General features: G+C 57.3%; 14 protein-coding genes and 1 pseudogene. 8 read left to right on the top strand and 7 right to left on the bottom strand.

Annotation, left to right across the window (positions count from 1 at the left end):
• Positions 1-210, top strand: a pseudogene (locus FEZ62_RS19920) (IS4 family transposase); the annotation flags it as partial.
• 60 nt (positions 211-270) lie between these two features.
• Positions 271-1404 carry a GNAT family N-acetyltransferase gene (locus FEZ62_RS19915; protein WP_172929558.1) on the top strand — a complete coding sequence of 378 codons (1134 nt, stop codon included), beginning with the start codon at positions 271-273 and terminating at the stop codon, positions 1402-1404.
• Between the two features lie 47 nt (positions 1405-1451).
• Here FEZ62_RS19915 and FEZ62_RS19910 read toward each other — a convergent pair whose 3' ends face one another.
• From FEZ62_RS19910 to FEZ62_RS19890, 5 genes are all read right to left on the bottom strand, one after another.
• Positions 1452-1718 carry a DUF2790 domain-containing protein gene (locus FEZ62_RS19910; RefSeq protein WP_069901513.1) on the bottom strand — a complete coding sequence of 89 codons (267 nt, stop codon included), beginning with the start codon at positions 1716-1718 and terminating at the stop codon, positions 1452-1454.
• 242 nt (positions 1719-1960) lie between these two features.
• Positions 1961-3793: an ABC transporter ATP-binding protein gene (locus FEZ62_RS19905; RefSeq protein ID WP_172929557.1), complete on the bottom strand. Its 1833-nt coding sequence runs from the start codon at positions 3791-3793 to the stop codon at positions 1961-1963.
• A 113-nt stretch (positions 3794-3906) separates the two neighbouring features.
• Positions 3907-4461 carry a peptidylprolyl isomerase gene (locus tag FEZ62_RS19900; protein WP_069901515.1) on the bottom strand — a complete coding sequence of 185 codons (555 nt, stop codon included), beginning with the start codon at positions 4459-4461 and terminating at the stop codon, positions 3907-3909.
• Between the two features lie 12 nt (positions 4462-4473).
• Positions 4474-5280, bottom strand: a complete 807-nt coding sequence (locus FEZ62_RS19895; protein WP_172929556.1) for an alpha/beta hydrolase — start codon at positions 5278-5280, stop codon at positions 4474-4476.
• Between the two features lie 13 nt (positions 5281-5293).
• Entirely contained in the window at positions 5294-6220 is a 927-nt protein-coding gene (locus FEZ62_RS19890) for a LysR family transcriptional regulator (RefSeq protein ID WP_090513423.1), read from the bottom strand.
• A 108-nt stretch (positions 6221-6328) separates the two neighbouring features.
• Between FEZ62_RS19890 and FEZ62_RS19885 the strand changes: the two genes are divergently transcribed.
• The 5 genes from FEZ62_RS19885 to FEZ62_RS19865 all read left to right on the top strand — a co-directional run bounded on the left by FEZ62_RS19885 (position 6329) and on the right by FEZ62_RS19865 (position 10103).
• A complete protein-coding gene (locus tag FEZ62_RS19885; RefSeq protein WP_069901518.1) occupies positions 6329-6652 on the top strand; it encodes a 3-phosphoglycerate kinase in 324 nt (107 codons plus the stop codon).
• Between the two features lie 159 nt (positions 6653-6811).
• Positions 6812-7411, top strand: a complete 600-nt coding sequence (locus FEZ62_RS19880) for an FMN-dependent NADH-azoreductase (RefSeq protein WP_172929555.1) — start codon at positions 6812-6814, stop codon at positions 7409-7411.
• A 202-nt stretch (positions 7412-7613) separates the two neighbouring features.
• On the top strand, positions 7614-8483 hold the full coding sequence (locus FEZ62_RS19875) for a carboxylate/amino acid/amine transporter (protein WP_069901520.1): 870 nt from the start codon (positions 7614-7616) through the stop codon (positions 8481-8483).
• Positions 8480-9379, top strand: coding sequence for an EamA family transporter RarD (rarD, locus tag FEZ62_RS19870; protein WP_069901521.1), 900 nt, complete (start codon positions 8480-8482; stop codon positions 9377-9379). Before FEZ62_RS19875 ends, rarD begins: the two co-directional genes overlap by 4 nt.
• A gap of 25 nt (positions 9380-9404) precedes the next feature.
• Complete coding sequence (locus tag FEZ62_RS19865; protein ID WP_172929554.1) at positions 9405-10103, top strand: cupin domain-containing protein; 699 nt, start codon at positions 9405-9407, stop codon at positions 10101-10103.
• Here the strand turns inward: FEZ62_RS19865 and FEZ62_RS19860 are convergent.
• Entirely contained in the window at positions 10073-10477 is a 405-nt protein-coding gene (locus tag FEZ62_RS19860) for an anti-virulence regulator CigR family protein (protein ID WP_172929553.1), read from the bottom strand. The two genes, FEZ62_RS19865 and FEZ62_RS19860, sit on opposite strands and share 31 nt — an antisense overlap.
• 155 nt (positions 10478-10632) lie before the next feature.
• Here FEZ62_RS19860 and FEZ62_RS19855 point away from each other — a divergent pair, with 155 nt between their 5' ends.
• Positions 10633-11994: a DEAD/DEAH box helicase gene (locus FEZ62_RS19855; RefSeq protein ID WP_069901524.1), complete on the top strand. Its 1362-nt coding sequence runs from the start codon at positions 10633-10635 to the stop codon at positions 11992-11994.
• A gap of 70 nt (positions 11995-12064) precedes the next feature.
• Here the strand turns inward: FEZ62_RS19855 and FEZ62_RS19850 are convergent, their stop codons facing one another.
• Positions 12065-14317, bottom strand: coding sequence for a sulfatase-like hydrolase/transferase (locus FEZ62_RS19850; protein ID WP_172929552.1), 2253 nt, complete (start codon positions 14315-14317; stop codon positions 12065-12067).
• Between the last annotated feature and the right edge of the window lie 153 nt (positions 14318-14470).

Below are 14470 nucleotides of genomic sequence, written 5' to 3'. Positions count from 1 at the left end.
TTCAAACCCGCCTGCCAGTACATCGCAGTGCAGTTGATCGTCATGGCGGCGGCCAATCCGGTATCAGCAACGGGCAGACGATTAGCAGAGTTACGAGGAGGTGTCGCGGGGTTGTTTTTGGATCACCGTCCAAGGCCAGGTAGACCAAGGACGGTGAAGATTTCCAAAACCCGGTATCCAGTTGACCGTAAGGCTGCTCCGCTTAAGTGAACAGCATTACGCTCTCAAGCGGGGCTTTTTTTCATCTGCGCAAAAGGCCAGACTGCGGCCATGAAAACATCACAGCCTTGTTCCATCGACGATCTAGATCCGGGCCAGTGGGACGCACTGGTGCCAGCAGGTCAGCCATTTCTGCGCCATGCCTTTTTGCAGGCGCTGGAACTCAGCGGCAGTGTGGGAGGGCGCTCGGGCTGGAGCCCCGCGCATCAGCCGTGGTTTGATGCTCAGGGCACGCTCTGCGCGGCCATTCCCGGCTACCTGAAAAGCCATTCCTATGGCGAGTATGTGTTTGATCACGGCTGGGCTGATGCCTGCGCCCGGGCCGGTATTCAGTACTACCCCAAACTGCTCTGCGCGATTCCGTTTTCGCCCGTCTCCGGGGCACGTTTGCTCGGCACGCCCGAAGCATTGAGCAACATGCTTGATGCGCTGCCAGAAACCTTGGCTGAGCGTGGTTTATCCAGCGCGCATATCAACTTCACCGATCCCAAGGCTGATACGCTGCTGCAAGGGCGCGAAGGTTGGCTGGAGCGCCACGGTTGTCAGTTCCATTGGCACAATCGCAGTTATCGCGACTTTCAGGATTTCCTCGACACCCTCAGTTCACGCAAGCGCAAACAAATGCGTAAGGAGCGTGAGCAGGTGGCCGCACAGAACGTCGAGTTTGACTGGCGTACCGGCAGTCAGTTGTCTGAGCTGGAATGGGATTTCGTTTATACCTGCTACGCCAACACCTATCGGGTGCGCGGCCAGTTGCCGTATCTGACGCGGTCATTTTTCAGCCTGCTGGCGCAAAACATGCCAGAGAGTATTCGCGTGGTCATGGCTGTTCAGAACAACCAGCCGATTGCGATGGCATTCAGCCTGATCGATGGCGATAGCCTGTATGGCCGTTACTGGGGATGCCTTGGCGAGTTTGACCGGCTGCACTTCGAGACGTGCTTTTATCAGGGCATGGATTACGCCATCGCCCACGGCATCAAACGCTTCGATGCCGGTGCGCAAGGTGAGCACAAATTAATTCGCGGGTTTGAACCGGTGATCACTCGTTCCTGGCATTACCTGTGCCATCCGGGGCTGCGCAATGCGGTTGCGGATTTCTTGCAGGAAGAGCGGGAGGGTGTGAGCCAGTATGCGAAAGAGGCGTGTAGCCTGCTGCCTTATCGCCAGCAAACCAGCGACTGAGGTCGCGTTAGCCCTGACCTGTACCGGCGGCAGGTCAGGGCAAGGCGTTATACGTTGTGCGGGCCGTTGCCCCACTCCAGGAATTGAATTTTGTGGATTTCGCCTTTGCTGTCCTCATACACAACATTGACCGGTACAACGCCTACTTTCTTCGAGTTGTCCGTGCGGTACAGGACTTTGCTGATGTCTACTTGCATGCCGTATTGATATTTAACTGCCGGAATCCCTGAGCCGGGCTCGCGGTCTACTTCTGCCGCAAATGCAGCAGGTGCAAGGCTGGTGATGAACGCTGTAACGACTGACGCAATTTTCATAATGGCCTTTCCTTAATTCTGGAAGTAACACATCAACTGAAACTCGCAATTGTCATCGAGTGGGTCTGAAGGATTGATTCAGAAGCCTCAGATTCAAAAGCACGAGCAAAGTCCGAAGGCTCAAGCAAGAGGGGTTAAGCTGGTCGCGACCATTTGTCACACCCTGAGCCCGAGATTATGCAATGTTTGGTTACAAAGCAAGCTAGCTATTTGTCTAATCGTCGACTGGCATGCTCAGCGGCTTATTCAACGCCGACAAATCCGCCGGTTTGATGCTGCCAGAGTCGCGCGTACAGCCCACCTTTGGCGATCAACTCGGCATGAGTGCCGGTTTCGACAATGTGGCCCTGATCAATCACCACAAGGCGATCCATGCGGGCGATAGTCGACAGCCTGTGAGCAATGGCGATTACCGTTTTACCCTGCATTAACGTGTCGAGGCTTTCCTGAATGGCCACTTCAATTTCTGAGTCCAGCGCCGAAGTGGCTTCATCCAGCACCAGAATCGGCGCGTCCTTGAGCAGCACCCGGGCGATGGCAATACGCTGGCGCTGGCCGCCTGAAAGCTTGACCCCGCGCTCGCCAACCTGAGCATCGAGGCCTTTGCCGCCCTGATTGTCATCAAGTGCCTTGATGAACTCTTCGGCGTGGGCCTGTCGCATTGCTGCGTCCAGCTCGCTGTCGCTGGCCGCAGGACGGCCGTAGCGCAGGTTGTTGCGAATAGAACGATGCAGCAGGGCGGTATCCTGGGTGACTACGCCAATCTGTGCGCGCAGGCTTTCCTGGGTCACATTGGCGATGTCCTGACCGTCGATCAGAATGCGTCCGGTTTGCAGGTCGTAGAGGCGCAACAGCAAGCTGACCAATGTTGACTTGCCTGCCCCAGAGGGGCCGATAAGGCCGATCTTTTCACCGGCCTCAATGTGCAAACTCAGGTCGCTGATGACGCCTGCGGTTTTGCCGTAGTGAAAGCCGATGCTGTCGAACTGCACGCTGCCGTGGCGCACGTTGAGTGGTTGAGCGTCTTCGCGATCCTGTACCTCGCGGGGCTGCACAATCGCTTTCATGCCGTCTTGCACGGTGCCGACGTTCTCGAAAATGCCATTGACCACCCACATGATCCACTCGGCCATGCTGTTGATGCGGATCACCAGTCCCAGCGCCAGAGCGATTGCGCCCGTGCTGATTAACTGATTGCTCCACAGCCACAAGGCGAGGGCGCCGGTCGCACCGATCAGCAGCCCATTAATGGCCGTAACACTGACATCCAACGCAGTCACCGTACGGGTTTGAATGCGCACCTTGTCGAGCAACTCTTGCATCGCTGAGCGCGCATAGTTTTGCTCTTCGCGGGTGTGGGCAAACAGCTTGAGGGTGCTGATATTGCTGTAACCATCGACCACACGGCCCATCAGTTTGGAGCGCGCAGCCGAGGCGGTGGCTGAGCGTTGCTTGATGCGCGGGACGAAATAAGTCAGCAATAAGCAGTAGGCCAAAATCCACACAAGCAACGGCACCATCAGCCGCCAGTCTGCTTCGGCAAACAGATAAAGCGCGCCGGCGGCGTAGATCACGACATGCCACAGCGCCTCGATCACCTGCATTGCCGAGTCGCGCAACGACGGCCCTGTTTGCATGATGCGTTGAGCGATACGCCCGGCAAAGTCGTTCTGAAAGAAACGCAGGCTTTGCTTGAGTACGTAGCGATGGCTTTGCCAGCGAACCAGGTTGGTCAGGTTGGGCGTAATCGCCTGATTGCCGAGTAGATCGTGCAGGCCAAATACCACGGGGCGGATGATCATCACCACGCAGAGCATCCACAGCAATTCGTTGCGATAGCGGCTGAAAAATTCGCTGCTTGGCGTGGCCTGGGCCATGTCGATTAGTTGCGCTACAAAGTTAAGCAGCGAAACTTCGATAAGCGCACCGAAGACACCGACGATGAGCAAGGCGAGGAAGAGTGGCCAGACCTGCTTCAAATAGTGCCAGTAGAAACCCGCAATGCTGCGCGGCGGCGCTTCATCAGCCGTGTTCTTGAAGACATCGACCCGCGACTCGAAAAAACGAAATAGCATCAGCGCCGTCCTGGCTGAAGGGAATGGGCTTTAGCCTATCAGGGAGTAGTCGGTTGTGGCGGGAATCTGGCCGGGCAATTGAATGTGCCCGGCCAGAAGGGTGCAACGAAGATTTACAGGCGCTTGATGTCGACGATCATTACTGGCGTTTGCGGCACGTTGGGCATGCCGGCACGGGTGCCAGTCGGGACTTGGGCGATCTTGTCCACCACTTCCATGCCTTTGGTCACCTTGCCGAACACGGCGTAGCCAAAGTCACGCGAGCCGTTGTCGAGGAAGGCGTTGTCCTTGTGGTTGATGAAGAACTGGCTGGTGGCCGAGTCGACAACCTGAGTACGGGCCATGGAGATGGTGCCGCGCACGTTGTGCAGACCGTTATTGGCCTCGTTCTTGATCGATGGCTGGGTTTGCTTCTGCTTCATGTTGGCATCGAAACCGCCACCCTGAATCATGAAGCCGGGGATGACCCGGTGAAATTGGGTGTTACGGTAGTATCCGGTATCCACGTAGTTGAGGAAGTTCTTCACGCTCAACGGCGCTTTTTCCTGATTCAGTTCAATCTCGATTTCACCCAGGCTGGTGGTCATCAGCACCTTGGGGTTTTCAGCGGCCAGCAGGCTAGTCGCCAGGAGCATGGAGCAGGCAGCAAGGACGAGTCTTTTCAACATTCGGGTAGATCCTTATGCGGGGTTTTTGTTGATTGTGTCGACTTCCGAAAGAAAGGCAAGCAGGCGGTTATTGAATTCCAGTGGCTGATCCATTGGCGTTGCATGGCGCGAGTCGCTGATGACTTCGAGGCGTGCATTAGGCATCTCGCTGACGTAGGCCTGTTTCAGTGCGACCGGCGTGTAGTCTTTATCAGCGCTGATCACCAGCGTAGGACAGGTAATTCGTGCAAGGTGTTCCCTGACGCCCCAGCCAATAATGGCGTTGAGGCTCGCCAGATAAGCGCGCTTGTCGTTTCGCGGCCAGCGTTCCTCGACCTTTCTGCGCAGGTCGGCTTGTTCCGGCTTGGGAAACAGCAGCTTGCCCAGCGCCTTGCCCAGGGTTTCCAGGCTCATGACCCGAGACAGCGTCCAGCGCTTGGCGATCTGAATGTAATCCGCCGGCTTCTTGGCTTTGACCTCGGGGCTGCTGTTGATAATGGTCAGGCTGCTGAGCAGTTCGACGTTCTGGCTGGCGATTTGAAAGCCGATCATGCCGCCCATGGAAATCCCAACCAGGTGCACGGGCGGCAAGTTCAGGTGTTCGATCAGCGCCACCACATCGGCTGCGAAGATTTCCATGCTGTAGGCTTCGCGGGGTTTGTCTGAGCGGCCATGGCCGCGCAGATCGATAGCGAAAGCATGATAGTGACGCGCCAACTCGCCTATCTGGTATTCCCAGTCCAGTGTGCTGGAGCCCAGCCCGTGCACCAGCAGCAGGGGTTTGCCTTCACCGTATTCTTCGTAGTGCAGCTGGCAACCATCATTATCGAAATAGGACATGGGGTCTGTTCCTTCAGACTGGGGAGGGTGGGGATGCAAATTCTGCGTTGAGCGGCGCCGCGTCGAATTTTTGAATCAGTTCGACAAGAATCTGCGTCGCCGGACCCAGCGGCTTCTCCTTGTCCGAATAGAGAAAGAATGTGGGGTTGCGGTTGCCGCCTTGATCCAGCGGTAATGGTTTCAACTGACCGTCGTTGAGTTCACGTGCAATAACGTGGCGCGGCAGCCAGGCAAACCCCAGCCCGCTGCTAACGAAGGCGGCGGCGGTGGCCAGGCTGCCGACCGTCCAGCGTTGTTCGGCGCCCAGCCAGCCAACGTCGCGTGGCTGCAGGCGGCCCGAGTCACGAATGACCACCTGCATTTGCGATTCGAGATCCTGAAAGGTCAGTTGCCGGCCGAGGCGATGCAATGAGTGATCCGGGTGGGCGACGGCGATGAATTCGACTGAGCCCAGTTCGGCGCCCAGATAACCTTGAATGTTAAAGCCGCAAATGGCCAGATCGGCAGTGCCTTCCTTGAGAATTTCCTCGACGCCGGAAAGCACTTCCTCGCGCAGACGAACCCGGCAGCCACGGCTTTGCGGCATGAAGGCGGTGAGGGCGCGAACCAGTTTGGCGTTAGGGTAGGCCGCATCTACAACCAGGCGGACTTCGGCTTCCCAGCCTTGCTCCATATGATGGGCCAGATCTTCCAGCTGGCTGGCTTGCTTTACCAGCTGCCGCGAGCGGCGCAGCAAGACATCGCCGGCCTCGGTCAGCACCGCTTTGCGGCCATCGATGCGCAGCAACGGTACGCCAAGCTGGTCCTGCATTCGCGCGACGGTGTAACTGACAGATGACTGCGAGCGATGGAGGATTTCCGCCGCTTGGGCAAATCCACCCTGATCGACTACCGCTTGTAATGTTCGCCATTGATCGAGGGTTACGCGCGGCGCTTTCATGGGTCGTGTGGTCCTTATTCAGCAGGCTAATTCGGGTTAATAGATCAGCTCGGGTGCACACCGGGAGCATCTCGCTCTACACTGGCGGCTACTTCCAGGAGCCAGAACATGAAAAAAATTTGTTGCGCACTGATTGCACTTTTACCGCTAACGGCCTTCGCCTACCCGATCGAAATTGATAAAAAACTCAACGGTGCCGAGGTTTCAGTGACCGGCCTTGAGATCGACGACAGCATGGGCGCGGTTGTTCTTTACAACTACGGCCAGGCCGACGCCAAGTGCAAAGCCACCTTCCGCAACGGACCAGAAGCCCCGCGTACTCGCAGCGCTGCGCTGTCTGCTGGCGAAGACACCAATTTATCGATCAAATTCTCTCGTAAAATTATCAAGCTGCGCGTAAGCGTCGTCTGTGAAGTTGAGAGAAACGGCTGAAATGTGCCAGTGAATTGGCTTAAGCCAGACTAGAGCCCGCTCGCTTATAAATCAATATTGTCGATTGGTTAAAGCAATATATTGCGCTTTTTAATCGATTTTAACCTGATTAGTCTTGGCTCCATCGACAACAAACATCCCTCGATGGAGTCAAACAGTATGGCTAATGTTCTGGTAATCGAAAGCAGTGCGCGCAAGCAAGGTTCTATCTCCCGTCAACTGACAGCAGACTTCGTCGCGCAGTGGCAAGCCGCTAATCCGGCGGATCAAATCACCGTTCGTGATCTGGCGGTTGATCAGGTTCCGCATCTGGACAGCAACCTGCTGGGCGGCTGGATGACTCCGGCGGATCAGCAAAGCGCTGCCGAGCAGGCCGCACTGCAGCTTTCCAATACTCTGACGGATGAAGTGTTGGCCGCCGATGTGCTGGTGCTGGCTGCGCCGATGTACAACTTCGCCATTCCGAGCACCCTCAAGTCCTGGCTCGACCACGTGTTGCGTGCCGGTGTGACCTTCAAGTACACCGAGACCGGCCCGCAAGGTCTGTTGACTGGCAAGCGCGCATTTGTGCTGACCGCACGCGGTGGCGTTTACGCTGGCAGCGCACTGGATCATCAGGAACCCTATCTGCGTCAGGCGCTGGGCTTTATTGGCATCCACGATGTCAGCTTCATTCACGCCGAAGGCTTGAATCTGGGTGAAGAGCATCAGCAAAAAGGTATCGCTGCGGCCAAGGCGAAAATGGCTGAAGTGGCTTGAGCCAAGCCTTCACGCTGAGAGCTGCAGACATCAGCTAGCTTTCGTCGCAAGCTGATGTGCAAACCGGGCAAGGCGCTTCAACTCCTGCAGGGAGATTGAGTCGGCTTGCCCGGTTTTTTATCGGCTATTTTTTTTCGCAGCGCCTCACGATTGTTCAATTGCCACGGACACGCTAAGGTCGCCGCCTGCAAAAGGGGTGGCCATGCGATATCTAGTTTTTGTAACCGTGCTGTGGGCGTTTTCATTCAGTTTGATCGGCGAATATCTGGCCGGTCAGGTCGACAGTTATTTTGCCGTGCTGACCCGCATCGTCATTGCCGGGTTGGTATTTTTGCCGATGACGCGCTGGCGTGGCGTCGAGCCGCGTTTTATTCAGGGCATGCTGGTGATTGGCGCCCTGCAGTTCGGTATTACCTACGTGTGCCTGTACCTGAGTTTCAGTGTGCTCAGCGTGCCCGAAGTCTTGCTGTTCACCATTCTTACGCCGCTGCATGTGACCCTGATTGAGGATGCGATCAATCGGCGTTTCAATCCGTGGGCGCTGCTCGCCGCTGTGGTTGCGGTATTCGGGGCGGCGATTATTCGCTTCGACCACATCAGTGCGGATTTCTACTACGGCTTCTTCTTACTGCAAATCGCCAATGCCACCTTTGCTGCCGGGCAGGTTTTCTACAAGCACCTGCTCCAGCGCTTCCCGTCGCCGATTCCCCAGCATCGGCGGTTCGGCTATTTCTACCTCGGGGCGTTGGCCGTCGCGTTGCCGGCATTCCTGCTGTTCGGCAACAGCGAAAAGCTGCCGCACACGGTCACGCAATGGACGGTTTTGTCGTGGCTTGGCCTCGTGGCGTCGGGTCTTGGTCTTTACTGGTGGAATAAAGGTGCGAGTCTGGTCGACGGTGGCACGTTGGCTGTGATGAATAATGCGCTGGTGCCGGCTGGATTGCTGGTCAACCTGTTGCTGTGGAACCGCGATGCCGATTTACTCCGGTTGAGCATCGGCGGCGCGGTGATTGCACTTTCCCTGTTCATAACCCGCCAAGGCATGACGCCTGGCGCCAAGGTTAGCGGATGAATCTTTCGGGTCGTGGGGTGACGTTTTCGGTCGGCGCCTCCATTTTATTTGCGCTTATTCCTGGCTATGTGCAATGGCTGGCGCCGCTGGACGGTGTGCAGGTTTTTGCGCAGCGGGTGTTGTGGTCAATACCGGCGATTCTGTTGCTGGTGCTGTTGACTCGCCAGTGGCCGCTGTTGCGCGGCGCTTTCACGCGACTGCGGCGTGAGCCCAAGCTGATGCTGGCGTTGCCGGTTGCCGCCATCCTTATTGGTATTCAGTGGGGCTTGTTTGTCTGGGCGCCGCTGTCCGGCAAAATGCTCGATGTGTCGATGGGGTATTTTCTTCTGCCGCTGGCCATGGTGTTGTCCGGGCGGGTGTTCTACGGCGAGCGCTTGCGGCCGCTGATCAAGATTGCCGTGTTCTTTGCCGCCTGCGGCGTGGCGCATGAACTGTGGCGTACGCAGGCGTTTTCGTGGGTAACGCTGGTCACCGCTTTGGGTTATCCGCCTTACTTCATGCTGCGTCGCTGGATGGCGCTGGATTCTTTGTCCGGCTTTATCCTCGAAATGCTGGTGCTGGCACCGTTGGCCATCTGGATCATTGTCGCTTTCGGGCCTGAGGCGGCTTTCACCGAAGCGCCGCAATTGTGGTTGCTGCTGCCGGGGCTGGGATTACTCGGAACGTTGGCCTTCGCGGCCATGCTGGTTGCCAGCCGACTGCTGCCGATGGGTCTGTTCGGGATTCTCGGTTACGTCGAGCCGGTGCTGTTATTCGCTGTGTCGTTGTTGTTTCTGGGCGAAAGTATTGATAGCCAGCAACTCATCACCTATGTGCCGATCTGGATTGCGGTGATTCTGGTTGCGCTTGATAGTACGCGGCTGCTGATTAAACAGCAGCGCAAGAAACTTATCTGAAGACTGATTCTCAAGGAGCAATACGGTGCAGGTAAATGCCGATATCAATCAGCGTGTGGTCGTCGACAGCAACACGCTGGAGTGGCTGCCTTCACCCCTTGCCGGTGTGGAGCGGCGCCCGCTGGAGCGCTTTGCTGCCGAGAGCGGTAAGGCCACCTCAATCGTACGGTACGCGCCCGGCTCAAGCTTTCGCAGCCACAGTCATCCCGCTGGCGAAGAGATTCTGGTGCTCGACGGCACGTTTACCGATGAGTTTGGCGAGTATCCGCGCGGTTACTGGATCAAGAATCCACCGGGCAGCCAGCATGCACCGGCGAGCCCAGACGGCTGTTTGCTGTTGGTCAAACTCTGCTACCAGCAACCCGATGATCAAACGGTAAAGCGCATTGATACCCGTAGCGCCGAGTTTCAACCGGGGTTGGTGACGGGTTTGAGCGTGTTGCCGCTCGACAGCTTCGCCACCGTGCACACGGCCTTGGTGCGCTGGGCACCAGGCACTCAGTTCAAGGCGCACCGGCATATGGGCGGCGAGGAAATTCTGGTGCTCGAAGGGGTATTTCAGGACGAGTTCGGTGATTATCCAGCGGGTACCTGGCTGCGTAATCCGCATGGCTCTGTGCACACGCCGTATTCAACTGAAGGCTGCCTGATTTACGTGAAGGTCGGGCATCTCATCGAGACGCCCGCTGCGGATCAGTCGAGTACGTTTCTCAGTACTTCGTAAATCAACCCGGTGGCCAGCGTGACCAACACCACGTCGGTGCCGGCCTGGCGCCATTCGTAGCCGTCATAGCGCGGCAGCTTGCCGATCAGGCGATTATCAAACTTCTTGGCGATGCCCGGTGGCAGCGGTTTGCCTCGCGCAAGATTTTTGGCAATGCCGGGCGGCAGCGAACTGGCCGGGCCGATCAGGTCACGGTTATCACCCAGAATGACGCGCACGCGGCCAATATCGACGGACGGCCCATTAAGGTTGATGCTGATGTCGCTGTCATGGTTGCCGCCATGCTTGTCGTGCTTGGGGGCGGCCAGTGCAGGCTGAGCGCCCAGTGCGATTGCGAGGCTGACAGTGAGGAACAGGTTTGATGACCTGAGCATGAATATCTCCGGAAATTGTCTTGTACGATCTTTGACAAGCAAATATCAGTGTATATCCATGAATAATTACAGCAAATCTGTAAAGAAACTCGGCCAACGCTCCGGAAAACGTTACGCTATACGGCTGAGTCCAGTTTTTTTGTCGAGGTTACCCCGTGTTTTCCCAATTCGCCCTGCATGAACGCCTGCTTAAAGCCGTGGCCGAGCTTAAATTTGTCGAGCCTACTCCGGTGCAGGTGGCGGCTATTCCGGCTGCCCTGCAAGGCAATGACCTACGGGTAATTGCACAGACTGGCAGCGGCAAGACCGCCGCCTTTGTATTGCCGATGCTCAGCCGCCTGCTCGGCGACGGTGGCTCGCAACCGCGTGTGTGCCTGCGCGCGATGATCCTGCTGCCAACCCGCGAGCTGGCGCAACAAACCCTCAAGGAAGTTGAGCGCTTTGCTCAGTTCACCTTCCTCAAGGCGGGCCTGATCACCGGCGGTGAAGACTTCAAACAGCAGGCTGCGATGTTGCGCCGTGTGGATATTCTGATCGGCACCCCTGGTCGCCTGATCGAACATGCCAACGCCGGTAACCTGTTGCTCGATGAAGTTGAAGTGCTGGTGCTGGACGAAGCCGACCGCATGCTCGACATGGGCTTTGCCGAAGACGTCGAACGTCTGGCCGGGCTGTGCAACGGTGAGCACCAGACGCTGTTGTTCTCTGCCACCAGTGGCGGTGCAGGGCTGCGTGAGATGGTCAGCAAGGTGCTGAAAGATCCAACTCATTTACAGCTCAACAGCGTCAGCCAGCTCAATGAAGGCACGCGCCAGCAAATCATCACCGCCGACCATAACTACCACAAGGAATTGCTGGTCGACTGGTTGCTGGCCAACGAGACTTACGACAAGGCGATTATCTTCACCAATACCCGCGTTCAGGCTGATCGCCTTTACGGCAAACTGGTTGCGCGTGATTACAAAGCGTTCGTCTTGCATGGCGAAAAGGATCAGAAAGACCGCAAGCTGGCGATTGATCGCTTGCGTCAGGGCGCGGTGAAGATTCTGGTGGCAACCGACGTCGCCGCCCGTGGTCTGGACGTTGACGGCCTTGATCTGGTGATCAACTTCGACATGCCGCGCTCGGGCGATGAATATGTGCATCGAATCGGTCGTACCGGCCGTGCCGGTGGCGAAGGTCTGGCGATCTCGTTGATCTGCCACAACGACTGGAACCTGATGTCGAGCATCGAGCGCTACCTCAAGCAGCGATTCGAGCGTCGTAACATCAAGGAGCACAAAGGCCTGTATCAGGGGCCGAAGAACCTCAAGGCGTCTGGCAAAGCGGCCGGCACCAAGAAGAAAAAGACCGACGCTAAAACCGGCAAGAAGGCCGCTGCGAAAAAACCAGCAGCCAAGTCGCCAAGCAAGCGCAACACGATCAACAAGCCAAAGTCCGACGCGCCAGTATTGGTGAGTAAAGACGGTTTGGCCCCGCTCAAGCGCCGCAAGCCGGCCGAGCCTGGCGCCGAGTAATCACGCGCACAGGCAATAAAAAACCCGCATCGCAGCGGGTTTTTTATTGCCTGCACAAACCGCTAGCGGCTTAGGGGTTACCCGGTTTAGGGTCGTCGAGCAATGCTTCGGGTTCGATTTCGGGGGCGCCATCTTCTTGCTGCGCCGCCAGCAGCTTGGCGTTGAGCGGCACCGTGTCGACGCTGAAATCTGTGATCTCGATGGCGCCATTGCCCTGGCCGAGCAGATGAAACGAGAACGCCTTGCGAGCATCCAGATTGTCGAACGCAAACTCGACTTCCAGTGGCTGGTCGGCGGTGAGAATTGGCAACTCGGGAATCGGCAGGCTTACATCGCGTTCGTATTCCTTGGCCTTGAGTTGCAGCTGAGCGCCGGCTGCGTCGAGGCCCACCGCACGAATGCGCAAGGTAACCTGAGTGTGGCTGCCTTTAGGGAGCAGCAGATATTGTGCGCCAACCAGATTGTCGGCCCAGTCATTGCCGGGCTCAACGCTTAGTTTGATTGGCCGGTTGTTGGCGAACTGGTAGCTCAGGCTGCTTTGGTTGTGCTGCAGCGATTGATCCAGTAATGCTGCACGTTGGCTCAATGCTTGCGCTTGCACACCGGTAAAGCGGCCCAGATATTCAGCGCGGTCGCTGATGAATCGCGTGCTGGCGTAGCGCCGGCAGACATTCTGAAAGTCGCACTCGGTCAAGACCGTGCCGTCATGTTCGCGCAGCAGTCCATTAGTGTAGGAAATGATCGAGCGGCCCGTGCTGTAGTCGCGCAACATGGAGCGACCGATCAAGTCTTGAGGCGGCGCCAGGCCCAGATAGTCGAGTATCGAGACAGTCAGATCGACGTGGCCATAGGTTCCGGTTTTAAGCGCGGGTAATTGTTCCTGCTCGGGCGCCAGTATCAGGTTGAAACCCCAGGCTGAGGCGAGACTGACATTTTCGATGCCGTGCGATTCATCCGAGGTGACGATAACCAGCGTGTCCTTGAGTACGCCACGGGCTTTGAGACCGTCGAGGAAGTCGCTAATGGCGTCATCGAGGTAGGCCACCGCCGCTTGTTTGGGCGTGCTGTAGCGTTGCAGGTAGTCTGCTGGCGCCGAGTAGGGCTGGTGCGTGCCCACCGTGAGCAGTGTCAGCATCCAGGGTTTGTCCGGCGTTTGGCGCAGTTGCTCGATGTAGTTCAGGGCGCCTTCGAAGTAGGCCTTGTCATCCATGCCCCAGGGGAATTCCAGGTACGCATCGTTCTTGAACCAGTCGCGGCCCAGCGTCTTCTCAAAGCCCATGCGCGGCATGATTTGATCTTTGGCCATGAAGCGCAGACCTGCGCCCTGCAGGTAGTGCGTACTGAAACCGTTCGCGCGCAACTGGGCGGGCAGGCAGTGTTCACTGCGTTGGGCCTGGCCCAGTAACTCGACGCCTTTGGGGGTGCCCGAGTCGAGCTTGGCGTAATCACCGCAGAGCATCGCGTAGAGACCGCGAATGGTCTGATGACTGTGCAGTACATAATCGCTGGTGAGCATGCCGCGATGCGCCCAAGCGCTGAGGCGCGGCATCAGGTCTTCGTGATAACGGCTGCGCAATGCATGGCGGCTCGGTTCGATATACGCGCCGGGTATGCCTTCCAGCGTGACAATCAATACGTTGCGAGCTTTGCCCGGCCCGCTGAGCAACGGTGCGCCGTTGAGGTCAAGGCGCGACAGGGCGCTGATATCCACCGCAACGGGTGGTTGATCGCCATTCACCAGCGAGTCGAGCTGCGCGCTCGTGCTGTTGATACCGGCGACCAGCAGCTTGTGCGGCAAGTTGAATTGAGCCCACTGCGCAGCGTCGCTGGGGATTCGCGCCTGCAACAGGTTATGGCTGATAAACAGCGTTAGCGGCAGCAGTAACCAGCGCAGGCGCACCGGTTGAGCGTCTGCTTTGCGTTGGCGAAATTGCAGCAACGCAAAAACCAGTAGATTGAGCAGCAAGACGCCCGCCAGCACAGGGTGATTGAGCCCGTTGCCTTCAGTCGAGCGGCTGACAAACTGGGCATCTGTTAAATAATGCAGATCACCGACTTCGGGCATGCGCCCGACAGCGCTGATCAGCTCAGCACTGCTTAAGGTCAGCACACTCCAGAACAGCGCTATCGGCACACTCAGCCAAAGACTGCGGCGCGCCAGCAGAATCAGCAGTGCGCTGCCGATTGTAAGGTCCGACAGATAGCCGAAGGGTTGCGACCAGCCGAAGAAATAACGGCTGAGCATAGGGATTAGCAGGAGCAGGGAGGCTAAGGCCAGCGATGCACTGATAGGCTGTTGCAGCCAGCGGCTGAGAAAACGCACGGAAACTCCAATGACATGGCCTGCAGATTGTCGGCAATGCCAGATTTACCACGAAGGTGGGTTGCCATAATTTTGAAACATGCGCGAGCCAACTGCCAGTAGCCGCTACAAATATATGTGGGGCGGTAGGGTCGTGGGTTGGGGCGGTAGTCA

It is taken from the genome of Pseudomonas sp. MS19 (assembly GCF_013277615.1).
In the GTDB taxonomy this organism is placed as follows: domain Bacteria; phylum Pseudomonadota; class Gammaproteobacteria; order Pseudomonadales; family Pseudomonadaceae; genus Aquipseudomonas; species Aquipseudomonas marincola.
This window is presented reverse-complemented; position numbering and strand designations above follow the sequence as displayed.